Genomic DNA, 26919 nt, shown 5'->3' with positions numbered 1-26919 from the left:
CATAACTTCTCCACTGGTTGGTAGATATGCGCGGCGGGGTGGGGAGGCTGCGCCGTGTGCGCCGTCGTCCCAACTCTGCCCGAACCCTGGCCGCCGTGCAGGAATGACATCACCGGATTCCCCGACGGGATCCCTCCCGTCACGAAGTTAGGAGAAGGTGTGACAGGTTTTAACTGGCGCCGCCTGGGCGGATTATCCGTCACGGCTGCGCTCGCCTTAAGCGTACTCACTACTCCGGCGCTCGCTGCGGATCAGCCTGCGCCGTCGAATCCCGCCGGCGCTTTCGCCGGTCTCTTCTCTCCCGATAACCCCGAGCTGGCTGCTTTCCAGGATCTGCAGGGCTCCACCGAGCGGGTGCGGGTTATCGTGCTCCTCAAGGACCAGTCGCGCCTGGGCAGCGATGCTGGTGAGGCGCAGAGCTTGGCCACCCAGGAAGACCTGGTGGCCCAGTGGTCGGAGAAGTACGGTCTGCAGCTTGAGCGCCAGTTCGGCTACCTCGTCAACGGTTTCGCCGCGACGATGCCGGCGGACAAGATGGCGGCGCTGGAAGCGGAAGCCGCGGTGGCCTCGGTCAAGCGTGAACGTGTCTATCAGACGACCAACGTTGCCGCTACCGAGCGTGCGGCGGATATTTCTCGCGCCGTCGCTCAGAGTGCGGGTGCCACGAAGGCCCTCGTCCAGGGTGCCCTCGCAGCCCAGCCGCAGGAGAATGTGCCCCTCGAAGATGCCTCGCGTGATATGCAGGGCGCGCCCGCGGCCTTGGCGGATGCCGGCGCGGATGGCACCGGCATGGTTATTGCGATTGTGGATACGGGTATCGACCCGAGCCACCGCGATATGCGGATCGACAATTGCGATACCGCGAAGATTAAGAATATTAACACCGCTGCGAACCCCGCCTTCACGTGTAAGGTTCCCAACGGCTACAACTACGCCGACGATAATATCGAGATCATCGATACCACCTCGTCTATGCACGGCATGCACGTGGCCGGTATTGCCGCGGCGAACGGCTTGGATGAGGGGCAAACTTTTGCCACCACCGGACGGGTGGAAGGCATGGCCCCCAATGCCCAGCTGCTGGCCATGAAGGTCTTTTCCAATGACCCGGCGCGTTCGCGCGGCGCGGCCGACGGCGATATTATTGCCGCCATTGAAGATTCCGTGAAGCTCGGCGCTGACGTTATTAATCTGTCGCTGGGCTCCGATAACGGCTTCGGATACTCCAACGGCGCGGGCCTGGCTATTGAAGAAGCTCGCGCTAAGGGTGTGCTTCCGGTTATTTCCGCAGGTAACTCCGGGCTCAACTTCTCACCGGGCGGCACCGAAGACGATATGTTCGGTAAATGGGACGACGGCGTGATCGGTTCGCCTTCGGCTCACGACGCCACTCTCTCGGTCGCCTCGATTGATAATAATCTGGAAACCCGCTCGGTCGCCCGCGTGACCGTGAACGGCGCAGCCGAAGACCTCTTCTACGAACTCGCCACCGGCAAGCCGGATAATGTGGCCCGCGAAGCGGTGGCCGCAGGAACCGGTAAGCCGGAAGAATTCCCGGAAGGGACCGCCGGCAAGTACGCACTTATTGAGCGCGGCGGCATCACCTTCGGGGAGAAGTTCGGTAACGCACAGAAGGCCGGTGCGGCCGGCGTTATTATCTACAACCACGAAGCCGGCGGGGATTCCATGATCTCCATGGGCGGTATTGACGAATACACCTTCCCGGGTGGCGTTATGTTCCGCTCCGATGCGCTGCGCCTGGTGGAGGCCATCAAGGCCGGCACCCCGGTCACCATCGCCCTCACGGATGAAGCCCGGACCACGCCCTCGGCCACGGCCGGTGCGCCCTCCAGCTTCACTTCCTGGGGCCCGACCTCCAACCTGGACTTCAAGCCGAATATTTCTGGTGTGGGCGGTAACGTCTACTCCACGCTGAATTCCAATACCTACGGCTCGATGTCCGGTACCTCCATGGCCGCCCCGAACGTGGCCGGTTCCATGGCCAGCGTGCTTCAGGTGCTCGGGCAGCGCTTCCCGGATATGTCCCGGGCGGATCGCCTCAGCCTGGCGGAAACACTGCTCATGAATACCGCGGAAATTCCGCGGCACGACGGCGTTCCGTACGCCCCGCGCCAGATCGGTGCCGGTTTGGTGCGCGTGGATCACGCCCTGGCATCCCAGGTGCACGCCCGTGTAGATGGTGCCAATTCGGTGGCCCTGGGCCAGGTGAACGGGCCGGTGTCCTTCACCGTGACCCTGACCAACCACGGCGATAAAGAAGCTGCCTACGCGATTCCGCGCCAGGAAGTCGTCAACGAAACGAATAATGCTAACGACATTACCTCCACCTTCATTTCCAAGGAAACGCTGACGGCGGATCGTAAGGTCCTTACCGTGGCGCCCGGGGAAACCACCCAGGTCACCTTCACGCTCACCCCGAGCAAGGGTAACCACTTCGTGGAAGGCTGGGCGGTGCTCGCCGGCGTGCAGGAAACCCCGGATATTAAGGTGCCCTACCTGGGCTTCGCCGGGGACTGGAACGCCGAACCTATTTTCGTGGCTCCGGGCCAGACCTGGGGTGAGGGCAATACCTCCACCTCCCAGCTGACCACCACGATCTTCGGGATGACCCTCCCCGTGAAGAACAATATCTTCGGGGAATTCTGGCTCTCGCCCAATAAGGACAATAACGTTGATGCGATTGTCCCGAATCTGACGCAGCTGCGTAACGCGGAAGAAGCCCAGTTCGAAATCTACGATGCCAACGGTAAGCTCGTCACGCGCGTGGGTGAGGAACAGGAACTCTCCCGCCAGATCGCCGGCACTGCCCTCGGCACGAAGAATATTGCGCAGCCCTACCGCAGCCACGCTTTCGATGGCACCGTGTGGGAAGCGGCCAGCGCGAGCTTCAAGGCGATTCCGGACGGGCGCTACACCTATCGCGTCAAGGCGCGTCTGGGTGACCGCTTCGACTGGCAGACCCTCGATATGCCCTTCGGTGTGGATACCGTTGCTCCCGAAGTTTCCGTGGGTGAACCCTTCGAGCGTGATGGCCAGAAGATCCTGCCCTTCACCGTGACCGAAACCGGCTCGGGGATTTTCTCCTCACCGATGGTGGAAACGGATAAGGGCACCGATATCAAGCCGGTCACCAAGAATTCCGATTCTTCCTTCGAAGTGGTGCTCCCCGAGGGCGTTTCCTACGTCATCGTCACCGTGGCCGACAAGGGCATGAATAACACCATGGTCACCAAGGTGCTCGGCGCGAACGCCATTGAGATCCCGAGCCTGAACACCTACAACACCCAGGTGTTCACCCCGAATCACCGCCTCGTCAAGGACGGCAAGCTGACCGTGTTCGGCCTGGCCTCCGATGCGGTGGCACGCGTGAGCGTGGCCGGTGCGGATGCGGAGCTCGGTGGCGGATTCTTCGCCGCCCAGGTCCCGCTGACCGAAGGCACCCAGAACATCCCCGTGATTGCCTACGGTGATAACGGCCGCGAAATCACCCGCACGGTGCTGACCGTCACCTACGATACGGTGGCCCCGAGCGTGGCGATTACATCCCTCAATGCCGGCGGTAAGCAGCCGGTGGCCGAGGATGGTTCGGTTACGATCACCGGTAATGTGCGTGATGAGCGCGCCGGCGCTACCCTCACCGTCAAGGTGAACGGTAAGGCCGCTGAGGTGGATGCCACCGGTGGATTCACCAGCACTTTCACCCCGGAAGCTGATGCTCTCAGCGCCACCGTGGTGGCCTCCGATGGTGGAAATACCACCACCGAAACGGTTACCTACGAAGGCCGGGAGGTCGTGGCGGAAGATACGTCGTCGTACCAGGCCCCCACGTTCACGAATGTGCAGTGCTTCGGCACCACCTGCCTGCCGGATATGTCCACCGCGGAAAAGACGGCGGACGGCAAGCTGGTGCTGCGCGGTACGGCGCAGGGCGTTTCCGCCTTCGTGCTCCAGCCGCGCGTGACCGTGAACGAGGCCGGCGACTACGTGGTTCCGGACGCGATCAACGTGACGGTCCAGGCCGATGGCACCTTCGAAGCCGCCGTGCCGGTGACCACCGGTATTAATGCCTTCCACATGAAGGTGACCGATACCGCGGGCAAGGTCCGCATGGATACCATCCTGCGGGTGTTCTGGGATACCGGGTACCCCAAGGTTTCCTTCACGGAACCGACCCTGTACAACGGCGTGCTCTACGCGAATTCGGATGAGGTCACCTTCGCGGGTACCGCCTCCGATGATGCCTGGGGCTACGACCTGAAGATCAACGGCTCGGTGGTGCGCAGCATTATCGACCACACCGTGGGCGGCACCAAGACCAATACCCGCAGCTTCAACCAGGCATTCCCGGTTGCGGACGGCGATACGGTCCTTGTGCAATTCGGTGACAGCATGGGCAATACCCTCCTCAACACCATCCCCGTGGTGGTGGACAAGGAAGGCCCGGCGGTGAGCATTAACGGCACGGACGGCGCGGTTATTCGCGACGGCGCTGCCATTGCCACCAGTGTGACCGACCCCAACCTCAAGGCCGCGCGCGTGCTCCTCAACGGGGACGTGCTCAGCGAACAGAGCACCGATGCGGGTCTGCTCGGCCAGTCGGTGGAGGACAGCCTCGTAGACGTCAAGACCTACTTCGGTGGCGGAAATAACGAGGGTGCGAACGGTGCCGATGCGGCGAAGGCCGTGCAGGTTGATGCCAACGGTGTGGCGGATAAGAACGACGCCGCCCGGGTGGTTGCGGGCGTGAAGGACGCGGCCGGACTCATGGCTGAGGCCGATGCTCCGGTTGCCGACGACGCAGCAGCTGGCGATACCGCTGGCGATGCCGCGACCGCTCTCAACTACACCGTGGAAACCGCGGAGCTGCCGGCCGGCACCTACACCCTCACGGTGGAAGGCACCGACCTGGCCGGGAACTCCACCGCGCAGTCCATTTCCTTCACGAAGGACAGCCTGCCGGTTATCGAGGGCCCGGACACCGTGGAACTCACGGCGCCCGCCGGCGCTCTGGACCGGCAAGCCCTGGCCGCCGAGGTACTCGCCAAGTACACGGTGAAGGACGACGGCGCAGCTGGGGCCGCGGGCGATACCGCTCTTACCCTGGCACCGGGCACGGTGCTCAACCCGGGTGAGAATACGGTGACCCTCATTGCCACCGATGCTGCCGGGGCTGCCGTGACCAAGACGGTGAGCGTGACGGTGACCCAGGAGACCGCTCCGGCGCCGGAGCCCACTCCGGGTGAGCCGGGTACCCCGGGCACCCCGGATCCGACACCGGTTCCGAACCCGACACCTGTTCCGAACCCGACGCCCGCGCCGAACCCGACGCCGGCACCTGAACCGGGCACGCCCGGTAAGCCGGGTGATACCGGAAACGTGTTCTACCTGTCGAATGACTGGGTTTCCACGGTTGCTCAGCAGGTCTTCTCCTACGGGCGAGCCGCTGACCAGGTCCTTATCGGTGACTGGGATGGCGATGGCAAGGAAACCTTGGCCGTGCGCCGCGGGAACCAGATCTTCATCCAGAACAGCCTTAACGGCGGAGTTGCTGATGAGGTGATTTCCTTCGGTAAGGCCGGGGACACGATCGTGGTTGGTGACTGGGATGGTGACGGTAAGGATACCTTCGCGGTGCGCCGCGGCAACCAGGTGTTCGTCCTCAACTCGATTCGTTCCGGAGATGCCGATCAGGTATTCAGCTTCGGCCGCGACGGCGACGTGCTGCTGGCCGGTGATTTCGATGGCGACGGTAAGGATACCTTCGCGGTCCAGCGTGGAAATGTGTTCTTCGTGAACAACACCCTCGCGGGCGGCAAGGCTGAAACCTCCTTCTCCTATGGCCGGACCGGTGACCAGATCTTCGTTGGTGACTGGGATGGTGACGGTAAGGATACCTTCGCGGTGCGGCGTGGTAACCAGGTGTTTGTGGCGAACTCGCTCAAGAGCGGGAACGCTGATATCACCCTCCACTACGGCCGGGCCGGTGACCAGATGCTCGTTGGTGACTGGGATGGGGATGGCGTTGATACGCCTATCGTCCGCCGCTAATAACTAGCGCCCGCGGGATGCTGGCCCACCGGCCAGTATCCGGCCCAGGGTAAAGGGAAAGGGGAGGCCCCGGAATTTCCGGGCGCCTCCCCTTTTCGCTTTCCTGCGTTCGCTGCGGGTTAATAGGCAGAAGGGGGTCTAATTACGGTGTGTTGTTGTCTTGGATCGGGTGCGGAACCGAACGCACCCCCGGTCCGTAACAGGGTGCAACTCTACGCACCATTTTGGCCCGGTTTCTGTCCTGGGCTTGCACTACGCGACCCCGACCGTCCGGAATTTGCACTATGTTTGCCCCGGACTCGGTGACGAGCCTTCGTCGCGAACAAAGTGTGCGTGTGAGTACCTTTTTCACCTGATTTCATGTTCCTCACGCACACTTTGCGGGCTGCGAGGTTCGGGACGCACACTTTGACTTTTCTACCCACGGTTCGGTTATGGTGCGTGGCGGACCGGACGGAATGCGTTTTCCGTCAAGGCATGTCATGCCACGGAGGTCAAGGAAGCAAGGGGCGCGGACTATCTATTTACGCTTAGCTACCTTGAGCGGGCCCGCCGCACCTGCCGCTGGCAAAACTCGCGAATCTCCGCGAACCCGGCCTCCCGCACCGGTGCGCGGGACAGCAAGACGTCATGAACGGCATTATCCAATTTCAGGATATGCACATCGCTCGCTATGTCCGCGGCTCGCGCCCACATTTGTTCGACGTCCAACACGGTATCGGCCCCGCGTAGCTCCTCGCTCCACGCGGTAGCCACGATGCTACGCGCCGCGGTGAGCATGAGAACCGGCAGCCGCAGTCGCACATTTCGAGCTACATATCGCTGCGCTCGGATGACCGCGTGCAGCCACCCACCGCGAATCGGTGCCGGATCCGGGCGCATATCCCAGGCCGGCGTCCACCCGGTAGTCCAAAACGGATCGGTGGTATCTTCCGGCGCCCCTGGCACCCGCGTCATTCCCTCCGGGCGCCACGCGTCGAGCACCATCCCGTAAAAGCCCGGGTCGTGCACGGGCAGTGGTTTTTTCGGTGCGGCGCGCGCCGCCAGTTCAGCTACAGGTACGACGACGGCGCTCCCCGCCGCGCCCACCTGCAACTCCAACCACGGTGAATTAAGCACCAGGCCAGCCAGGTTTTTCCCGCGGCGTGACCCGGCGTAGAGGGCGGCGGTGAGGCCACCGGTGGAATGCCCGTACAAGATGGTGGGGAGCTGGGCAGCGCCGGGGCCGAACCGGGCCGGGAGGTCTGTTCGCATGGCGGCCAGCGCGGCATCAATATCGGCAAAATACACCCGCATGCTATCTGTATACCCGTAGCTCTGCCGCTGCGGATCCCAGGACCGCCCATATTTACGCAGGTCAATTGCATAGAAAGCCCCGCCGGCAGCCGTTACTGCGTCAGCGAGGGCCCACTGGTAAAACATGTCATTCCAGCCGTGAATAGCGAGGAAAGCAAAACTCGGGGCAGGCGCGTTGGCGGGCGGCAATGCGCGGATGAGGGTAGCGATGACGGCGCCTTCGTCGTCGTCGGGAAGAGGAAGGGTGAGGCGTTCATAACCGGCGCCGAGGAGGTCGGGCTCCCACGCGAGCGCGGGGTTGTGGGGCGAGGCGGCTCGAGTCACGATCATCCTTTCGGCTTTTCCTCGATTTTACCGCCCGCGTGGTGTTGTGCGGGCCTTTCGCAAGGCCAGGATGGCGGTGACGAGCGTGACCACTGGGAGGCGTAGAGAATTGTCCCGATAACAATCGCGATTCCGCCAGGGAAATAATCGAGAGAACACGGTTGAGTTTCATGATTCTTCGCAATCTCGAGGAAAGTGATGAGAACTCCAGTGTTCTCGGAAGAAATCTACTATCCGTCGGGGCATCGGGTCGCGACGATGCTCGGGTCGTGGGTGCCAAGCGGCAGAGTCTGAGGCAGCGGCACAATCAGCGAGCATAATCATCATTAATCTTCGAGTTAGTAGTCGAATGAAGCATTTACACAAACTATTTGACACCCTCCAGCAATACGGTGTGTCGAATATTTTGTAGAATCCCCATAACGGCCCATCGATTCGGGAGGAGCAGCCCGTGCCCACAACACAACGCCAGCCCGGCTTGCGGGAAACGGCCACCCGGCTGCTACCCGCCCTCGGCTTCGGGCTCATGCTCGGCGCCCTCCCCCTGCTCTGGATGAACGACTGGCACGGCATCCTCTACATCAGCCTCATCACAATAGGCGCACTCATCGTGCTGGGCGGCATTATTTATTTGCGTTACCGCTACCTCCACACCGCCGCCGCGCACGACCACCCACTTCGCCTGCTCACCGCCGTGCTCACGAGCATCGCATTATTCCTTGCTGGCGCCCTCCTACCCACGCTCTGTAACCCGCCCCAAGCCGTCCGCATCGTCACCACTCAGATCAAAGACTGGGGCGGTGGCCCGTTGCGCTCCTATTTCACGGGCGGGGCTGAAGACTTGGGTGTCGCCGTCGTCGATATTGAAAAAGAAGCCGGAACCACGCAAGCGTTCCGCGCCTTCGTGCGCGAACGCCGCCTCGAAATTGACGTTCCGGTGGACGACCACAACGACACCGCGGTCACCTACTCGTGGTCCCTGCCGCGCGATACCACGCCCTACGGTTTCGCGGCCTCGCGCCCCTTCCGCTTTGAACGTATCCCCACTTTTGACTACACCCAGCTCGACGCCGCGCTCTTCACCCGCGCCACCACCCTTGTGCGCGAGCGCGCCGCGCGCATCGGCCTAACACCCGCGCAGCTAGAAAACGCGGAAGTATTCGTGCGGGTGAAAGCCGCGGCTGCTGAGCTACCCGAATGCGAAGGCACCTGCCCCGCGCCCGCGGACCTTATCTATACCGGATGGTTGCGCGCCGGTGGCAAAGCCGGGCACGTGATGATCGACGCGCGCGGCACTGTGCTCAGCGAAGACTGGTCCCAATTCGGCGGCTAGGGGAGCAAAAGCTACGGGGCAGCGCGGTGGCTAGAGAGCCGCGTCCACTGGCGCATCCACCGGCGCGACCTCGCTAAGGAAATCTGCAATAATCGCGGAAACCTCATCGTTTTCAATGAGGAAACCGTCGTGGCCGTGCGCGGAGTGCACGGTCTGGAGCGGGCGCGCCCCGGGCAAAGCCGCGGCCAATTGCGCCATGTGCTGCGGATAAAACAGCCGATCCGAATCAACAGCGACGACGAGCGCTGGCTGCTGCAGCCCCGCCACCACCTGCGCGGTGCCGCCCCGCCCGCGCCCAATATCGTGGGTGATAAACGCCTGGCTGATCGTCAGGTAGGAATTCGCATCGAAACGCGCCACCAATTTCGCGCCGTGGTAATCCAGGTAGGACTGCACCGCGTAACGGCCCCCGCGTAGCGGGTCTTCGCCCTCCTGCGGGGTGCGGCCGAAACGCGCCGCCAGCTCCGGGGCGCAGCGATAAGTTAAATGCGCTATTTCACGGGCGAGGCCGAGCCCGGCAGCCGGGCCGCTCACCCCGCTCTCATCGGGTTCAGCATCGTAATAATGCCCGCCGCGCCAGCGCGGATCCAGGCGAATCGCCAGGTTTTGCAGGTGAGCATAAGCGATATGTTCCGCGGTGCTGGCCGGGCCGGCTACGAGCACCGCGAAAGCCCCCACCCGCTGCGGGTACGACGCCGCCCATTCCATCGTGCGGCACCCGCCGAAGGAGGCACCCGCCACCAGCGCCCAGCGTTCCACCCCGAGCAGGTCAGCGAGCCGAGCCTCCGCCGCGGCCATATCCCGCATGGTAATTTCCGGGAAGCGCGGGCCCCAAGGCTGGCCATCGGGAGCGGGTGAAGCCGGGCCGGTACTTCCCTGACAGCCACCCAGCACATTGGGGCACACCACGTAGTACCGCTCGGTATCGATGGCCAGACCCGGGCCCACAATATCTTTCCACCAGCCGCTCTGCCCATCGCGTGCGGCAGCGTGCGAATCCCCGGTGAGTGCGTGGCAAAGCAGCACCGCATTGGAGCGGTCCGCATTGAGCTGCCCCCAGGTTTCGTAGGCGAGTCGCACCTGCGGCAAGCGGCCGCCCAGCTCCAGTTCCAGGGGGCCAAGATCCGCGAAGCGGCGCTCACCCGGTTCGTCCCCTTCCAGCCAGGCGCCGGTAGGGCGCTCGGTGAGGCGGGGTGCGGGAGTGTAGCCGGTATCAAAATCACCGATAGGCGCGGCATCGGTAACCGGATCCAGGGGAGCGTGTCCCACGAGGAACTGGGGGCTGGGCGTCATGATAATCCTTGATCTCTGGTCTCTAGGCGATGGACTTGAGGCCCTGGCGAATATCGGCAATCAGATCGCGCGGGTCTTCGATACCGATGGACAGGCGCACGGTGGCCGGGCTAATACCGTTGGCCGCCAGCTCTTCCTCGGTCAGCTGCGAATGCGTGGTTGATGCCGGGTGAACCACCAGCGACTTCGCATCCCCGATATTCGCGAGATTGGAGAAGAGCTGGAGGGATTCCACGAAAGCCGCGGCCTTCTCAAAACCGCCCGCAACTTCCACCGTGAACACCGAACCGGGGCCCTGCGGGGCGTACTTGGCGGCCAGCTCGTGATAGGGATTATCGGGCAGCCCGGCCCAGTTCACCGAGTCAATACCGGGGTGTTCGGCCAGGAACTCCGCCACCGCGCGGGTATTGGAAAGGTGGCGTTCGACGCGCAGCGAAAGGGTCTCCAGGCCCAGCCCGATGAGGAAGGCGTTGAAGGCAGAAATCGCGGCGCCGGTATCACGGAGCAGGGTGGCGCGGATACGGGTAGTGAACGGCGCACCGGGCAGATCGCCCCAGACGATGCCGTGGTAGGACTCGTCTACCTCGTGGAAACCGGGGAACTTCCCGTTCTTCCAGTTGAAGCCCGCGCGCTCCACCACCGAACCGGCAATCGAGGTGCCGTGCCCGCCCAGGAACTTGGTGGCCGAATCCACCACAACATCCGCCCCGAAATCGAAGGGATTGACATTGGCCGGAGTGCCGATCGTGTTATCGACGATCAATGGAATATCGTGGGAATGGGCGAGCTTGGCTAGCGTCTCAATATCGAGAATATCCTGCTTGGGGTTCGGGATGGTCTCTCCGTAGAGGGCCTTGGTGTTCTCATCAATCAGAGCTTCCCAATTGGCCGGATCCGAAGGGTTCTCCACGAAACGGGCCTCGATACCGAAGTTCTTGAGTACGTGCTTGAACTGGTTGTAGGTGCCGCCGTAGAGCGAATCGGAGGAAACAATATTATCGCCGGCCTGTGCCACATTCGTGACCGCGTAGAAAATAGCAGCCGAACCGGAGGCGAGCAGCAGCCCGCCCGTGCCGCCGTAAAGCGCGGAAATACGTTCTTCAATAGCGCCCTGGGTGGGGTTGGTGATGCGGGTGTAGATCATGCCCGGATCGGTGAGTGCGAAACGCCCGCGGGCCTGCTCATTATCCTTGAATACGTAGGACGTGGTCTGGAAAATCGGCAGTGCCCGGGCGCCGTGATCGGAATCGAGGACCTGGCCGGCATGCACCTGGAGGGTGTCGAAGTGCAAAGTGTTCTGGGAGTTCTGGCTTTCTGACATGGTGCTCTCCTTCAAAAATGTGATGGGGAGCGGGCGGCAGATAGCGCCCCGGCATAAACCTAGGAAAATATTTTTCTCAGGTGCAGCAATATCCATGATCCATTCTGGATAAAACCAGAGCTGTAAAAGATGAGGAATGGAATGCTGCGATGCGGCGAATGCGCTCTGACCAGCCCGCTTATTTTTCTACTTGGTGTTCTTTTCCAAAATCAGCAGGGCTGATAGCGCACGTTAGGGCGGCAGGGCCGCGGAACGTGCGCTAGTTGGGCATTCGCATGACGAACATGATGCAAGCATAGGCAGCTGAGGACGGTGTTCGTCAAGTTCACGACGTGAATCACATTCTCGATTGGGCGCGCGGTGGCGGAGCTGCGCCGTCGTGCTATCAATCTTTCGGGATGTTTACGCGTCCGTAGATATGCGCGCAACCCCGCTTTTCTCACACCTTCTCAACCCTGTGACAATTGTGGCTCCTGATAAATAAAGGCAAGCGGTGTGACGGAAAAGAACAGAATTACACCTGTGAAATTATGGGGTAGATGTTTCGTTTTGGACTGGTGTGAGGTATGTTCTTAGTGTTTATATCGAATTGTGGGCTGAGTCTGCGCGCAGCTGTGGTGGGCGCGGGAAAGCCTGCCCTCTGGAGGTCGTGTGGAGAATCGTTCTCGGCGCCTAACGGCTGTACTAGCCGCCTGCGCCCTCGCTCTCTCAGTGCTACCCGGTGCCCGTGCGGATAACGTTGATCGCGATATTGATCGCTCGCGGGCCGCGGAAAAGCAAACAGCTCAAAGTATCGGGCAGATCGAAGCCTCGCTGGCCGGGCTTGCCTCCCAGGCCGAAGCCGCGCGGACCGATGTGGTCATCAAGGCCGCCGAAGCCCAGCGCGCCCAGCGCAACCTGGAAGATTCGGTCAATACCGCGATGGATGCCCAGGTGGTGGCCAATAGCGCCCGCGCGGAAGCCGATGCCGCCCGCGGGGAGCTCGGCTCGATTTCTTCAGCGATGTACCGGGATTCCTCCACCACGCTCACGGCAGCGAACGCGCTGCTCGGGGCGCAATCCCTGCGCGATGCCGATGACCGCCAGCGGGCCTTCCGCACCGCCGGCCACGCCACGGACCAAAAGCTGCAGCGCTACCAGGCCGCCCGCGATATTGCCGACACCCTCCAGGGCGAAGCGGATCGCAAAGCCAATGAGCAAGCCACGATTGCCGCACGCGCGGAAGGCGCCGCGCAGGACGCCAGCTCGGCCGCCTCCCAATTGGATAGCCAACTGGCTTCCATCGAAGCGCAACGCGACCAACTTTTCGAAACCCTTGCCCGGCAAAAGGGCACGACGGCGGCGCTTGAACGCGCCCAGCAAGAACAGAAAGAAGCCGCGGCGCGTGCCCAGGCCGAAGCCGAACGCCAGCGTATCGCGGCCGAAGCGGCAGCCCAGGAACAGGCCGCCCGCGAGGCAGCAGCTCGGGAAGCCGCAGCTCGCCAGGCAGCCGCAGAAGAAGCGGCACGGCGCCAGGCGGAATCGCAGCCTGCGCCCGCGCCGGCACCCGCCCCCGCTCCCGCGCCAGAACCTGATCCGGAACCTGCTCCCGCACCGGCGCCAGCCCCGGATCCTGAACCGGAACCCGAACCCGAACCGGCCCCGGCACCTTCGGGTGACGGTTGGGCGATTGTGAACTTCGCGCGGCAATTCGTAGGGGTGCCCTATGTGTGGGGTGGCAATACCCCCTCGGGCTGGGATTGCTCCGGTTTCACCCGCTATGTGTACGGGCACTTCGGCTACTCCCTGCCGCGTACCTCCGGGGCGCAGCGCTCGGCCGGCTACGAGATTTCCCCCTCGCAAGCCCAACCCGGTGACCTGCTGTGGTGGCCCGGGCACGTGGGCATCTACACCGGCAACGGCATGCATATCGCCGCGACCAACCCCGAAGGCGGTACCCGCGAAGGCCCGATTTGGGGGAGCCCCACCTACGTGCGGATTATCGACTAGATGCGCTCGGGTGGCGCGGCGTGCCGCTGGGCGCGCCGCGCGCGAGCGTAAAGAAAAGCGGGAGCTGTGCCTCGGTGCATAGCTCCCGCTTTATATGCTTGTACGTAGGTAGCGACCGTTGCGGCGGCCTCCCCGCTACCCGCCTAGTGCTGGCTGGGCGGCTGCGCCTCGTGCGCGGTGTAGTAGCCTTCGTCAATGGCCCGCTGGAAAGAGGCCCGAATTTCCTCTTCCGCGGCTTCCCGGCCTACCCAGTGGGCGCCTTCCACCGACTTGCCCGGCTCCAGATCCTTATACACCTCAAAGAAGTGCTGGATTTCCAGGCGGTGGAATTCAGAAACATCCTCAATTTCGGTACGCCAGGAGGCCCGCTGATCCGAGGCCGGCACGCACAGCACCTTATCGTCGCCGCCCTTTTCATCACGCATGCGGAACATCCCCAAGGCGCGGCACCGAATCACACAGCCCGGGAACGTGGGCTCTTCGAGCAGCACCAGGGCGTCCAGCGGATCGCCGTCCTCACCGAGGGTGTCATCAATAAAACCGTAATCATCGGGGTACCGGGTGGATGTGAAAAGCATGCGATCCAGGCGAATCCGCCCGGTTTCATGATCTACTTCGTACTTATTTCGATTTCCCTTGGGGATTTCGATGGTGACATCGAATTCCATCATGTGAAGCTCTCCTCGCTGACGGCTGGCACATAAGAACACCTAAGAATACGAGCTGCGTTCCGTGCAAGAATAGGCCCGTGAAAGGAAAAGCTCAGATCGCTTTGTCCCTGGTGCTCCTTCTTGCGGGCGGGTACGCATTCGCTGATGCCTTTGATCTTACCCCCGGATTGCTCACCCTGGGACCTAGGGCCGATGCTGCCGCGCCGTATCCGCAGCCCACTCCCGTGCCGGCCGTGACCATCCCGGCCGCGCCCGCGCCCGCGGAAGTGGATGATGCCAGCGCTGCCAAGGTGGCTGCCCTCGGGCAGGAATTCGCCACCCGACTCGCCCCCACGGGCCAGGTATCCTATGAAATTCGCGAGGCTGCCTCCGGGCGGGTGCTCGCCACGAAAGACGCGAAAGTCCCGCGGGTGCCGGCCTCTAATATGAAACTGGTGACGGCCCGGGTGGCTTTAGAAACCCTCGGTCCGGATCGCCGCTTCGCTACCAGCGTGGCCTCCTCCGGCTCCACCATTCACCTCATCGGCGGGGGCGATGTGTTCCTGGCTCCCGATACCGCAGCCACGCGGGTTCCGGGCACCATTGCTCGCGCAGATCTCTCGGAATTAGCCGCGGCCGCCGCCACCTACGCGCGCGAGCATCCGGGTGGCCCGGTGAGCGTCGTCGTTGATACCTCTCTTTTTGCGGGGCCGGAGTACGCGCCCACCCTTGACCCGGTCAATCACGATTACGTGGCGCCCATGACGCCGATTGCGCTGAACGGCGGGGCGGTGGGCTACCACTACAGTGCCACCCCTGCCCTCGACGCCGGGAATGCCCTGGCTGAACAGCTGCGCGGGCAGGGCGTGGAGGTGGCGGAGGTGCGCGCGGGGCAGGCACCGAAAGAAGCGGCTGCTCACCCGCTGGCCACGGTGCACTCAGCGAGCGTGCGCGAGCTGGTGGACCGCATGCTCACCGAATCGGATAACACCCTGGCGGAAACCCTCGGGCACCTGGTGGCGCGCGAGCGCGGGGAGAGCGCGGATTTTGCGGGGGCGGCGCGCGCCACCCGCGCGGTTCTGGAGGAACTGGGCTACCCGCTGGACGGCGTGGTGATCTCGGATAATTCCGGCTTGAGCGAAACGAATCGGCTCACCTGCGCACTCCAGCTCGCGATCCTGGAAGACGCCGTGAATCTGAGCGACGGCACGGTGGGGGCGCTGGGGGCCGGCTTGCCGGTAGCCGCGCTCAACGGCACGCTCGCGGACCGCCTCACCGAGGGCGCCGCACCCGGGATGATTCGCGGGAAAACCGGGACGCTCGCGGATGTGGTCTCGCTCAGCGGGGTGCTGCGCACGCGTTCGGGGGCGCTGCTGACCTTCTCCATCCTCACCGATTCCCACCACGACGTTTCCCTCCTGGACGTGCGGGCCGCCGAGGATGCTTTCCTCACCGCGATGGCGGAGCTCTAATGGCCGGACCCCACCCTGCTTACGCGGCCGGGCGGCGCCGTTTGCGCGCGCTGCTGGCGAGCTGCGGATACCGACCGGGCACCCGCTTAACGGTGGCGGTGTCCGGCGGCTCCGATTCCCTCGCGCTGGCCCGTATCGCGCTTTTCGTGGCGCGCCGGGACGGCTACGTGCTGCGCGCGGTCACCGTCAATCACGGGATTCGCCCGGAGGCGGGGCGCGAAGCCGCGCAGGTTGCGGCTCGCCTCCGTTCCTGGGGGTACGACGACGCCGCGGCGGTCAGCGTGGACCTGGGCGGTGGATCGAGCCCGGAAGGGCAGGCACGGGCGGCCCGGTACGCGGCGCTGGCCGAGGCGGCCGGCGCGGGAAGCCCGGTGCTGCTGGGCCACACCGCGGATGACCAAGCCGAAACCGTGCTCCTGGGCCTGGGCCGAGGATCGGGAGCGCGCTCCCTGGCGGGCATGCCGGAGGCGGGGCCGCTGCCGGGCCACCCGGAGCTCACTGCGTTGCGCCCGCTGCTGGGGCTGCGGCGCGCGGCGCTGCGCGCCGCGCTGCAAAATGAGGGGCTGGCCTGGGTGGAGGATCCTTCCAATGAGCCCGATGGCCCGTGGCGGGCGGCGGGCGGTGGGCCGCTCACCCGCGCCGCGCTGCGCGCACGCGCCCTGCCGGCCCTGAGCGAGGCCCTCGGGCCGGGCACGGTGGAGGCCCTGGCCCGCACCGCTCGCCTGCTGCGCCGCGATAATGAGGCTTTGGACACCTGGGCGGCCCGGGAACTGGCCACTTGGGAAGAACGCGGCGCGGTGCAAGAAGCGGGGGAGCCAGGTGGCGGCGTCGTCGTACCTCATGCACTGCTGCGTGAGCTTCCCGCGGCCGTGCGCACCCGGATTCTGCGCGCCCTGGCCCTGCGGGCCGGAGCACGTGCCGGGGAGCTGACGGCCGGGCATATTGAGGCTCTCGATGCCTTGGTGACCGGGCCGGGCGGCGTGCGGCACTGCGACCTGCCCGGGGCGCGTGCCCTTCGGCGCGATAATATTGTCGTCTTCGCGCGTTAGGCTTAGAAGCACAGCGGAACTGCTCAAGGAGATGGTGATGGACCACACCGATATGGGTGACAAGTTGGAAAAAATCCTCGTCACAAATGAGGAAATCCAAGCGAAGCTTGAGGATATGGCACGTCAGATTGACGCCGATTACGATGGTGACCTGCTCGTGGTGGGTGTGCTGAAGGGCGCCGTCATGGTGATGGCGGATCTGGTGCGGAAAATCCACTCTCCGCTGAATATGGATTGGATGGCGGTCTCCTCCTACGGGATGGGTACCAAATCCTCCGGCGTAGTGCGGATTTTGAAGGACCTGGATGCTGATGTAACCGGCCGGCATGTTCTCATCGTGGAAGATATTATCGATTCCGGCCTTACCCTCGCGTGGTTGAAGAAGAATCTGCTTGATCGCGGGGCGCAATCGGTGCGGATCGCGGCCATTCTGCGAAAACCCGAGGCGGCTAAAGTTGACGTTCAGGTTGACTATCTAGGCTTTGATATTCCCGATGAGTTCGTGGTGGGCTACGGACTCGACTATGCCGAACAATTCCGGCATCTGCCTTTTGTGGGCACCCTGGCCCCGCACGTTTACGGAGGATAAGTGGACGAACAGCAAGAACCTCGCGGTACGGAACCTCGCGGCTCCGCGCCCGGTACTCCGCAACCAAACGGCGCTGCGCCGAACGCTTCGCAACCGAGCGGCGCTGAGCCCGGCCGCACCGAACCCAGCGCGTATGAGCGCAAGCGGCGGGCGCGCCGCGCCCACCCGCCCCAGCCGGAAGGCCAGGGCGGTCCTACCGGCGCGGGCAGTAGCGGTGAGGGCGGGAAGAATAAGAAATCTCGCGGCTCCGGCTCCGGCCATAAGCTCAGCGAAGAAGAACGCACCAGTCGGCGGCGCTGGCGCGTTATCTCCGGCATAGTCATCGCGGTGCTTCTTGCTTTTATCGGGACCAATCAGTACATGGCCATGCAGTGGTCGAATATCTCCACCTCGGAAGGTATAGCGCTACTGGAAGGCACCACCGTGCAGCGGGTGCAAATTACAGACGGCACCAACCGGGTGCGTCTGTGGCTCACCGAGCCGACGACAACCATGGACGCGGAGGGCGATAAGCACGACGCCGGGAAGAAGGTCACCTTCCAATACGCTGACCCGCAGGGCCAACACATCACCACCCTGGTGGAACGGGCCAATCCGGAGCGCGGGCATAATTCCATCGTTCCTTCCCAGAACGTGTTTGTGTCCATGCTCTTTACCTTCCTGCCCATGATCCTCATCTTCGCGGTGTTCATCTGGTTCATGCGCAGTCAGATGGGGCGCGGCTTCGGGGCGAAGGATGCCAATGCTGATGGCGAAGTATCCGAGGTGCGTTTCTCCGATGTGGCCGGGGAAGATGAAGCCGTAGAAGAAGTGAAGGAAGTGGTGGACTTCCTTAAGAACCCGGATCGCTACCAGGCGCTCGGGGCGCGTATCCCGCGCGGAGTACTTCTATACGGACCTCCCGGAACGGGTAAAACTCTGCTGGCTAAGGCCATTGCCGGGGAAGCGCAGGTACCTTTCTTCTCCATCGCCGCGTCGGAATTCGTGGAGCTTTACGTGGGTATGGGTGCCTCGCGCGTGCGCGAACTCTTCAAAACCGCGAAGAAGAAAGCTCCGGCCATTATTTTCGTGGATGAAATTGATGCGGTGGGTCGCGGGCGCAGCAGCGGGGCCCTCAGCCACGGCGAACAGGAACAAACACTCAACCAGCTCCTAGTGGAAATGGACGGCTTCTCCACCGATGAGGCCGTTGTGCTTATTGCCGCCACCAACCGCCCGGATGTTTTAGACCCGGCATTGTTGCGCCCCGGGCGGTTCGACCGCCAGGTCGCGGTGGATGCCCCTGATATTCGCGGGCGCGAAGCTATTTTGCGGGTGCACGCGCGCGGTAAGCCGCTGGCGGATGACGTGGACCTGGCCGGGGTAGCCAAGCGCACCCCCGGGTTCACGGGTGCGGACCTCGCCAATATCCTCAACGAAGCCGCGCTTTTGGCGGCGCGCCGCCACGCCCACGTTATTACCAACGCGGATGTGGATGAGGCATCGGATCGCGTGATGGCCGGTCCGCAGCGTTCCAGCCGGGTGATGAGCCCGGAGGATCGCCGGATGACGGCCTACCACGAAGGCGGGCACGCGCTCGCGGCGGCGGCTCTGCGCTACACCGATCCGGTCACCAAGGTGACCATTTTGCCGCGCGGGCGGGCCTTGGGCTACACGATGGTCATGCCCACCGAGGATCGCTATTCGGTCACCCGCAATCAGCTTCTTGACCAGCTCACCTACGCGCTGGGCGGGCGCGCCGCGGAAGAAATCATTTTCCGGGATCCCTCCACCGGTGCTTCTAATGACATCCAGAAAGCCACCGAAACCGCGCGGAAGATCGTCACCGAATACGGGATGACCACCGCGGTGGGGGCGGTGCGGGTAGCGCCTACCGCGCAGGAAGAAGCGAGCTTCGGGGCGGCTTCGCGCACCTCTGATGCATTATCGGCCACCGTGGATGAAAATGTGCGGGCCCTCCTCGACCAGGCCCTCACCGAAGCGTGGACGATTATCACCGAAAACCGGGATATTCTCGACCACCTTGCCGAGGTGCTCCTCGATAAGGAAACCGTGCTGGAAAACGAACTCGCGGAGATCTTCAAGGACGTTATCAAGGCGCCCGAGCGGGAAGTTCGGCTTTCCGCCCCGGACCGCCCGATTTCCCAGCGCCCGCCCATCCCGCTCCCGGAAGGGAAAACCGAAGCGGAAGCGGCAGCGGATTCGCGCCTTCCCGCCCCGGAGCTTCCCGATGCTGCCACCGGGCCGCTCGGTCCGCGTGGCCGGCACGGCGCGGAACATGAGGGCGCCTAAACCCCGGCGGGACTGAGCGCGGAAAATACGGGTGCATGAGCGCGGAGAGTGAGGACGCATGAGCGCAGTGGAACCGGCGGAAAACGGCCAGGTAGATAGCCAGGGCGTGGATACTCAGCGGATTGATGCGGAGCGGGTTGATACCGGGCGGATTGATGCGGAGCGGGTTGATACCGGGCGGGTAGAGCGGGCCGTGTGGGAACTCCTCAGCGCTATTGGTGAGGACCCGGACCGCCCCGGGCTGGTGGATACCCCCGCGCGGGTAGCCCGTGCCTGTACGGAGATCTTCGCCGGGGTGGGCAAGGATCCCGATGCGGTGCTCGATGCCCAATTCGCGGAAGATTTCCACGAAATGGTGGTGGTTCGGGATATTACCTTCTACTCCATGTGTGAACACCACCTGCTGCCTTTCTTCGGGGTGGCTCATATTGTCTATATCCCCGGGGAAGAAGGGAAAGTTACCGGCCTGTCCAAGCTCGCCCGGCTGGTAGAAGGCTACGCGCGCCGCCCCCAGGTCCAAGAACGCCTCACCACCCAGATCGCCAATGCGCTGCGCGACCGCCTGGGGGCGGCCGGGGTACTCGTGGTGGTGGAAGCTGAACATATGTGCATGACCATGCGCGGGGTACGTAACTCCGGTTCGCGTACCGTCACCTCGGCGGTGCGCGGGATGTTGCGCAAACCCAGCACCCGCGCCGAAGCCATGAGTCTCATTGAACGGGGAGCCTAAAATGTCACTACCAAGGGCGGAAGTAACCGCATCCGCGAGCGCATGCGCACGTGCATCAGCAAGCGCGGCTACGGGCACGGACGCGAACACCCCCGCGCCCGCGCCGCTGCGCGATCCGGAACTCCTGGGCGGGCCGCGCACCCGCGTTATGGGTATCCTCAACGTCACCCCCGATTCTTTTTCCGACGGCGGGCGTTGGGACAAAATCGATACCGCTATCGCCCACGGTCATGAACTCATCGCTGCCGGGGCGGACATCATCGATATCGGCGGGGAATCCACCCGCCCTGGTGCCACCTTGCTGAGCGCCGCGGAAGAATGGGAACGCATCGGGCCGGTGGTGCGTGAACTAGCCGCACATATCCCCATCTCGGTCGATACCTACCACGCGCACACCGCGACGCGGGCCTGCGCGGCCGGTGCCCGCATCATCAACGACGTGACCGGCGGGCGCGGGGACAGTGCCATGTGGACAACCGTGGCGGAGTCCGGGGCCTACTATGTGCTCCAGCACGGGCGCGGTGACGCGCAAACTATGAATTCCCTGGCCGGCTATCGCGCTATCGGGCGCGAGGTGAGCACGGAAGCGCTTGAGCGCGTGGCGGGAGCAGTGGCCGCCGGAATTGCCCCCACCCGGATCATCATCGACCCGGGCTTCGGCTTCGCAAAAATGGGCGACGACGATTGGCGCCTCGCGGCCCATATTGACGAATTCCTGTGGGCCGGCATGCCGGTCCTCATCGGAGTTTCCCGCAAACGTTTCCTCGCTGAAGTGACCCCGGAAGGCTTGCCGGCCAGCGGGCGGGACGGAGCCACCGCCGCACTGAGCACCTATTTCGCTGAAAAAGGCGTGTGGGCGGTGCGGGTCCACGATGTGGCCTCTTCGCGGATCGCGGTGGATACCGTGGCGAAATTGCGCGCATGCGGACTGGTATCCACCTCCCAGCCCGGAGTGGCCCGCCCCGAGGTAGCGGGAAGCGAAGCAGTGGGAATCGCGGAGGCCGTGCGTTCATGATGGGAGTACCCCCGCGCGTGCGCGATGCCCTCGCAATGCTCGGATGCTGCCTGGATACCGTGAGCATCACCGGTGTGGAAGTAGCCGCCCGGCACGGTGTGTACCAGTACGAACGCGAGGCGGACCACCCTTTTATTTTCGACGTCGCAGCTCTTGTGGATACCAGCGCGGCCGGACGAACAGATGACCTCGCGGGCACTATCTCCTACGCGGACTTGGCTGAGGACGCTCGCGCGGTAGGGGATAGCGCTCCCGTCAGTTTGCTCGAAACGCTGGGCGAGCGGGTAGCGCAGCGGGTCCTCGCGCGCGGTGCGCTGGCGGTAGAGGTCACCGTGCACAAACCCGAAGCCCCGGTACCGGGGCGCTTCACGGATGCCCGGGTCACCGTGCGCCGCCTGGCTGATATCGCGCGCGGGGGAACCATAAGAGAAATGGTGATCGGGATGGGCGCGAACCTGGGCGAGCGCGAGGAAACTCTGCGCGCCGCTATCACCCAGATTGCCGCGCTGCCCGTCCATATTAATGCGGTCTCCTCATTCCGTACCACCGCGCCCGTGCTCGCTCCCGGGCAGGCCCCGCAACCGGACTACCTTAATGCGGTCATGCGCCTGACCACCGAGCTGGCGCCCCTCAACGTGCTGGCCGCGCTTCGTGACATTGAGGTGAGGGCCGGGCGCGAGCGCCGGATGCACTGGGGGGCACGCACCCTCGACCTTGATATCGAATGGGTGGAAGGAATGCGCAGCACCCACCCGCTTCTCACCCTGCCACACCCGCGCGCCCATACCCGAGACTTTGTTATGGAACCCTGGCAGGAAATCGATCCGGACGCTACCGCGAAACTGGCACGCGTCCGCGAAAGTGAGCACACGAGCGCCGGCGGCGGCGTCGGCCTAGATGCGGGCGGGCACCGTGCGTAATCTGCGGGCCTTCCTGGGATGGGGCGCGGCCGGCGCGCTGGTGGGTGAAGCACTGCGGCGGCTCCTTGCCGTGCATCCGGTAGCCGTGCCCGCCTTCGCCGGGGTGCCGCTGCTCGCTATCGCGGCGGTGCTGCTCTGGTACGGCTGGAGGGTGCGCCGCTTGCGGCGCGGGCGTGCGGAATCGCTGTCGCGGCTGGCGGCCCTGCGAGTGGCGGCAGGAGCTGCGGCCGGGCTGCGCAGCGGGGCGCTCCTGGCCGGCGCGGGTGGCCTGCTCACGATCTGCAGCGCCCTGGGCTCCACCTCTTTTACCCGGGCGAGTGCACACGCTTGGGCGCTTCTCACCGCCGCAGCGCTGGCACTCGCTGCGGTCGGATGGATTGTGGATACCTGGTGCCGCATTGATCAGCGGTAACCGGGTATCCCGCGCGAATCGTGGGTGTTTGTGGGAACCAATTTTTATGTCGTACCCCTTTGGTAGCGTTAAGCCATGGTGACTACCCCTCTTGATCCCGGGCGGGACTACCGCGCGGTGTCGCGCAAACTCTTCACGGTGCGGTGGATTATCGCCGCGTGCTTCTGGCTCGTGCTCCTCATCGCGCTCGCGGTGCTCGGAATTATTGTGCGCCCCGAACCGCTCGCCTATTACGCGCCGCTTCTCGGGCTGCCCGTCCTCGGGTTCCTGATTCACCTGCGGATCCTGTCCCGGCAGGTGAATCACCTCGGTTATGCCATGGATGACATTGCACTGCGCCTGTGCCGCGGGATTATGTTCCGCCGCATTGATGTGGTCCCTTACGGGCGTATTCAAACGGTGGATGTGCAATCTGGGCCGCTGCTGCGCCGCTTTGGGCTCGCCAAAGTCACCCTCCATACCGCCTCCATGGAAACGGATGCGGGCATTCCCGGCCTTCCTACCGCAGAAGCTGATGCCGTGCGCGAACGTCTCCTCCACCTCGGCGTGGCCGAAATGGAAGGGGTCTAAATGGCAGGCCCTGAAACATCCCCAGAATCGGGAACCGCGCAGGGAACAACCGGCGTGGTATCGGCTGCGCCCGGTGAACTGCCGGGCGTAACGAACGCGCTGCCCGCAGCTCCTGGCGCGCTACCTACAGCGCCCGGAGTGAGCGCCACGGCTATATCGGGCACCTGGCAGCCGGTCTCGAAATGGACACCGTGGAGCTCGCTGCTCTCGCTGTGGTTCTTTGTCATCGTAGGTGGCGGCTATATTGCGATCAAACGCCTGGAAGATACTGATTCACCCGGAATTGTCTGGAGTGAATTTGTGGATCTGCTCCGTTCTTTCTGGCTGATTGCGGTGGGCATAGCGGTGGGTGTCACCCTCATCACCGGGATTATCGCGGCTATCCAATGGCGCCATATGGCCTGGATGTTCGATGCTGATGGGGTGCATATGCGCAGCGGTGTGCTGTTCAAACAACACCGCCACGTGCGCTGGGATCGCATCCAAAGTGTGGATGTCACTCAAAAACTCCTTGCCCGGCTGGTGCGCCAAGCTAGCCTCAGCATTACCTCGGGTGGGGAAAAAGTAGAGATCGGGTGGCTGGCACTTCACGAAGCGGAAAAGCTCCGGCCGCTCGTCCTCGCCCTGGCGGAAAAAATGCGCAGCGGAGAAAACACCGAAGTCCCCGATCTTGCCACCGTGAGCAGGGCGCAGGCACACCCGCCGCTCTACGCCATGTCCGGGCGGCGTTTCCTCGCCTCCCTGGTGCTTTCCCCGCGGATTATCCTGGCCGTCATCACGGTGGCCGGTTCGGTGATCAGCTACCTGGTCACCGAAGAAGGAGGATCATTCGCCCTTCTCTTCCTCATTATCGCGTTGGTGTGGCAGCCCATTAGCTCCCTGCAAGCCAATTGGCAGGCCCGAATCGCGCCCAATGCCGAAGGAATCGAAAAACAAGAGGGGCTTTTCTCCCGGCGTACCCTCGCCCTGCCCCAGCATCGCGTCCACGCCCTATCGTTCAAGAAACCCAATCTCTGGCCCGGCTGGTGGAAACTACAAGCCTGCGTTATGTCAGGTTCGCTCCTTGAAGCAACCCAAACCGCAAACGACGCGCTGGTCCCGGTAGGCACAGTTGAGGACGTGCTCACCGTTGCCCGCGAACTCGGTTTCGCGGAGGGCGCTGCCGTACCTGGCAGTGGTGCGGATGCAGTGCCGGAAGCTGCCGGTATTGCGGGAACTACCAATCCCGTGCCGGAAACCGCATTGCAAACCACGCCGGAAACCGCACTCCAAACCGCATTGCAAACCACCCCGCAAACGGGCGTGCCCAACGCCGCGCAGCTACGTACCTACCTGCTGGATGATGGCGCCCTACCCGGGTTCATCCCCAATCCGCGCTCCTCGCGCTGGCTGGATCCCATCGGGTGGAAACGCTCCGGAATCTTCGTGGGCGACGATGTCATTATTATGCGGCGGGGCTGGTTCTGGTACCGCGAAGTAACAATCCTGCTGCGCGAACACTACCAATCAGCGATTATTAGCCAAGGACCGCTAGAACGCCGTTTCCAACTGGCCACCCTGCGTTGGGGAACCGTGGGAATGGCGGTGGAAGCCCGCGCCAAACACATGGACAGCGCCACCGCCAGCCAGATCCTCACCACCACGGTGAGTGATCGCGGGCAGGTGCCGCGCGGCTGGCACCCCGAATTACCCCCGGCTGGCAGCGCCGCGCCCCGGAGGGAATGACAATAGTCCCGGGTCGGGCCGCAGCCCGGTTCCCGAAAGTGATTTCTTCCCGGTACAAGAGTGAAACACGTCGCGTAGCCGCACTTTTATATTTTTCTACATCTAGGATTATTCCTATGCTTAATATCTACGGCCCGGGTGGTATTGGTGGGCTCATCGCGGGGGTTCTCGCGCACAACGGTCAAAAAGTCGCGGTTGTTGCTACCGAGCGCACCGCCGATGCTATTAACCGCAACGGAATTGTCATTAAATCCAAGCGGTTTGGTAATTTCACCGCGCAGGTGCCGGCGCTAACCAGCCCGGCCCGCGGTAGCGAAATCCTGCTCTGCACTAAGGCATACACCCTCCCCAGTATCGAAAAATCCATTCGTTCGGCCCGCCCCAAAGAAGTGGGGGCGCTCTTCAATGGTTTCGATCACGCCCGTGCCATCCACACCCTCACCGAAGGGGAATCCTGGTCCGGCTCCGTCTATACGATTAGCGAACGGACCGCGCCCGGAGTTATTGAACACACCTCCCAATTCCTCAAAGTAGAAATGCCCGACACCGCCATGGACGGCGAAATCGCACGGGTGCTCCTCAACGGCGGAATTGACGTATTCTTCCGCGGTACCGAAAACCAAGTGTTGTGGCGCAAACTCCGCAACCAATGCGCCATGGCCCTGCTGACCGGCGCCACCGGGCTACCCATCGGCCGCGCCATGGAACGCGCCCCGGAACTTACCGAAGCGATGTGCACCGAACTGGCCCGCATCGCCACCATGGAGAAAGTACCCACCCGCCCCGCGGAAATTCACGCCTGGCTGCGTCGTCTCGCTCCCGATGCGCACTCCTCGCTTTCGCGTGACCTGCGGGACGGCAACCGCACCGAAATTCACTCCCTGGGCACCGCGGTCCTCGAAGAAGCCGCCCGCCTCGGAGTCCCAGCCCCGGCCATCACCGCCGCGCTCTCCGCTATCGATGATCGGTTGCGGGGCCGCAAGTGACACCCGGCCGGATGACCGTAGGGATCATCTCGGCCGGAAAAGTCGGAAGCGTCCTCGGCGCTGCCCTGCGGGCCGCCGGCCACACCGTCATCGGTGCGGTGGCCCGCAGCAGCACCAGCCGTGAACGCCTCGACGCCCTCCTTCCCGCAGTACCCGCGCGCGAAACTGAATACTTACTGGCCCGCGCGGATCTCATCCTCCTCGCGCTGCCCGACGCCGCCCTGCCCGGCGTCGTGGAACACGCCGCCGGGCAGGGATGGTGGCGCCCCGGCCAGCTCGTCATCCACACCAGCGCGCGTTTCGGCACGGGCGTACTCCGGGACGCGGCCGCTGCCGGCGCCCTCACCCTCGCCCTCCACCCGGCCCTGACCTTCACCGGGACCTCCCTCGATATGCGCCAACTCATCGGCGCCACCTGGGCAGTCACCACCTCCGCGCCCCTCCTGCCCATCGGCATGGCCCTTGTGAGTGAACTCGGGGGAGAACCCAGCGTGCTCGCTGAAGAAAACCGTGGACTCTACGCCGCGGCCCTCACCCACGCCTCCCGGCACACCGCACTCCTGGCCGGTCAAGTCCAGCGCATGCTCGAAGCCGCCGGCCTCGAACCCAGCTTCGCCCGTGGGCTCCAAGAACAGGCGCTCGCCATGGCCGATGCCGGTGTCGAACTCATCGCCCCGCCAGCTGGCGGCGTCGTCGCCACACATGAAGAAGACGCCCCCGCCCCGGACGATATTGCCGCTGTGGAAGCCCTGGCAGCTACCGGAAACTATCCTGATATTCCGCCTGTCTATCGGGTGATACGGGCCGCGTCACGTGACCGGGCGGCGCGGCGTCGTCTACCATGACCATGTGAGTGAATTTCTTGATAGTGAAACCCCGGAACA

General features: G+C 63.7%; 19 protein-coding genes. 15 read left to right on the top strand and 4 right to left on the bottom strand.

Annotated features, from left to right (window positions below; genetic code table 11):
• The first annotated feature begins 159 nt into the window (after nucleotides 1–159).
• Nucleotides 160–6069 carry a S8 family serine peptidase gene (locus QP828_RS05855; RefSeq protein ID WP_284891323.1) on the top strand — a complete coding sequence of 1970 codons (5910 nt, stop codon included), beginning with the start codon at nucleotides 160–162 and terminating at the stop codon, nucleotides 6067–6069.
• A 534-nt stretch (nucleotides 6070–6603) separates the two neighbouring features.
• Here the strand turns inward: QP828_RS05855 and QP828_RS05850 are convergent.
• A complete protein-coding gene (locus tag QP828_RS05850) occupies nucleotides 6604–7695 on the bottom strand; it encodes an alpha/beta fold hydrolase (RefSeq protein ID WP_155875753.1) in 1092 nt (363 codons plus the stop codon).
• A gap of 445 nt (nucleotides 7696–8140) precedes the next feature.
• Between QP828_RS05850 and QP828_RS05845 the strand changes: the two genes are divergently transcribed.
• Entirely contained in the window at nucleotides 8141–9022 is an 882-nt protein-coding gene (locus QP828_RS05845) for a hypothetical protein (protein ID WP_016441819.1), read from the top strand.
• A 30-nt stretch (nucleotides 9023–9052) separates the two neighbouring features.
• On the opposite strand, the gene metX is transcribed toward QP828_RS05845, so the two are convergent.
• Together metX and QP828_RS05835 are read right to left on the bottom strand one after the other, a co-directional pair.
• Nucleotides 9053–10315 (bottom strand): homoserine O-acetyltransferase MetX, encoded by a 1263-nt coding sequence (gene metX / locus QP828_RS05840; protein ID WP_016441818.1) that lies wholly within the window; start codon nucleotides 10313–10315, stop codon nucleotides 9053–9055.
• A 22-nt stretch (nucleotides 10316–10337) separates the two neighbouring features.
• Nucleotides 10338–11636, bottom strand: coding sequence for an O-acetylhomoserine aminocarboxypropyltransferase/cysteine synthase family protein (locus QP828_RS05835; RefSeq protein ID WP_284891320.1), 1299 nt, complete (start codon nucleotides 11634–11636; stop codon nucleotides 10338–10340).
• A 651-nt stretch (nucleotides 11637–12287) separates the two neighbouring features.
• Between QP828_RS05835 and QP828_RS05830 the strand changes: the two genes are divergently transcribed.
• Complete coding sequence (locus tag QP828_RS05830; RefSeq protein ID WP_284891318.1) at nucleotides 12288–13625, top strand: C40 family peptidase; 1338 nt, start codon at nucleotides 12288–12290, stop codon at nucleotides 13623–13625.
• 143 nt (nucleotides 13626–13768) lie between these two features.
• On the opposite strand, the gene QP828_RS05825 is transcribed toward QP828_RS05830, so the two are convergent.
• Nucleotides 13769–14293 (bottom strand): inorganic diphosphatase, encoded by a 525-nt coding sequence (locus QP828_RS05825; protein WP_026428653.1) that lies wholly within the window; start codon nucleotides 14291–14293, stop codon nucleotides 13769–13771.
• Nucleotides 14294–14373: 80 nt separating this feature from the next.
• On the opposite strand from QP828_RS05825, the gene dacB reads away from it, so the two are divergent.
• The 12 genes from dacB to QP828_RS05765 all read left to right on the top strand — a co-directional run bounded on the left by dacB (nucleotide 14374) and on the right by QP828_RS05765 (nucleotide 26880).
• On the top strand, nucleotides 14374–15747 hold the full coding sequence (gene dacB / locus QP828_RS05820; protein WP_274732383.1) for a D-alanyl-D-alanine carboxypeptidase/D-alanyl-D-alanine endopeptidase: 1374 nt from the start codon (nucleotides 14374–14376) through the stop codon (nucleotides 15745–15747).
• Nucleotides 15747–16796 (top strand): tRNA lysidine(34) synthetase TilS, encoded by a 1050-nt coding sequence (tilS, locus tag QP828_RS05815; protein ID WP_284891316.1) that lies wholly within the window; start codon nucleotides 15747–15749, stop codon nucleotides 16794–16796. Before dacB ends, tilS begins: the two co-directional genes overlap by 1 nt.
• 37 nt (nucleotides 16797–16833) lie before the next feature.
• Nucleotides 16834–17385: a hypoxanthine phosphoribosyltransferase gene (gene hpt, locus QP828_RS05810; RefSeq protein ID WP_016441812.1), complete on the top strand. Its 552-nt coding sequence runs from the start codon at nucleotides 16834–16836 to the stop codon at nucleotides 17383–17385.
• On the top strand, nucleotides 17386–19677 hold the full coding sequence (ftsH, locus tag QP828_RS05805; RefSeq protein WP_284891314.1) for an ATP-dependent zinc metalloprotease FtsH: 2292 nt from the start codon (nucleotides 17386–17388) through the stop codon (nucleotides 19675–19677).
• A gap of 58 nt (nucleotides 19678–19735) precedes the next feature.
• Entirely contained in the window at nucleotides 19736–20407 is a 672-nt protein-coding gene (gene folE, locus QP828_RS05800) for a GTP cyclohydrolase I FolE (protein WP_274732384.1), read from the top strand.
• Nucleotide 20408: 1 nt separating this feature from the next.
• On the top strand, nucleotides 20409–21422 hold the full coding sequence (gene folP, locus QP828_RS05795) for a dihydropteroate synthase (protein WP_274732385.1): 1014 nt from the start codon (nucleotides 20409–20411) through the stop codon (nucleotides 21420–21422).
• Nucleotides 21419–22342 carry a 2-amino-4-hydroxy-6-hydroxymethyldihydropteridine diphosphokinase gene (gene folK / locus QP828_RS05790; RefSeq protein ID WP_274732386.1) on the top strand — a complete coding sequence of 308 codons (924 nt, stop codon included), beginning with the start codon at nucleotides 21419–21421 and terminating at the stop codon, nucleotides 22340–22342. Before folP ends, folK begins: the two co-directional genes overlap by 4 nt.
• A complete protein-coding gene (locus QP828_RS05785; RefSeq protein ID WP_274732387.1) occupies nucleotides 22335–22754 on the top strand; it encodes a DUF3180 family protein in 420 nt (139 codons plus the stop codon). The genes folK and QP828_RS05785 overlap by 8 nt, the downstream gene beginning before the upstream one ends.
• Nucleotides 22755–22829: 75 nt before the next feature.
• Nucleotides 22830–23324, top strand: a complete 495-nt coding sequence (locus tag QP828_RS05780; protein ID WP_016441806.1) for a PH domain-containing protein — start codon at nucleotides 22830–22832, stop codon at nucleotides 23322–23324.
• Entirely contained in the window at nucleotides 23325–25049 is a 1725-nt protein-coding gene (locus tag QP828_RS05775) for a PH domain-containing protein (protein WP_274732388.1), read from the top strand. It abuts the gene before it with no gap.
• A 116-nt stretch (nucleotides 25050–25165) separates the two neighbouring features.
• Nucleotides 25166–26035 (top strand): ketopantoate reductase family protein, encoded by an 870-nt coding sequence (locus tag QP828_RS05770; RefSeq protein ID WP_016441804.1) that lies wholly within the window; start codon nucleotides 25166–25168, stop codon nucleotides 26033–26035.
• Nucleotides 26036–26046: 11 nt separating this feature from the next.
• Nucleotides 26047–26880 carry a Rossmann-like and DUF2520 domain-containing protein gene (locus QP828_RS05765; protein WP_274732389.1) on the top strand — a complete coding sequence of 278 codons (834 nt, stop codon included), beginning with the start codon at nucleotides 26047–26049 and terminating at the stop codon, nucleotides 26878–26880.
• The last annotated feature ends 39 nt before the right edge of the window (nucleotides 26881–26919 follow it).

The sequence above is a fragment of the Actinotignum sanguinis genome (assembly GCF_030230305.1).
Taxonomy (GTDB): Bacteria; Actinomycetota; Actinomycetes; order Actinomycetales; family Actinomycetaceae; genus Actinotignum; species Actinotignum sanguinis.
Note: the sequence above shows the minus strand (reverse complement) of the source record. Positions and strands in the feature narration are given on the sequence as shown.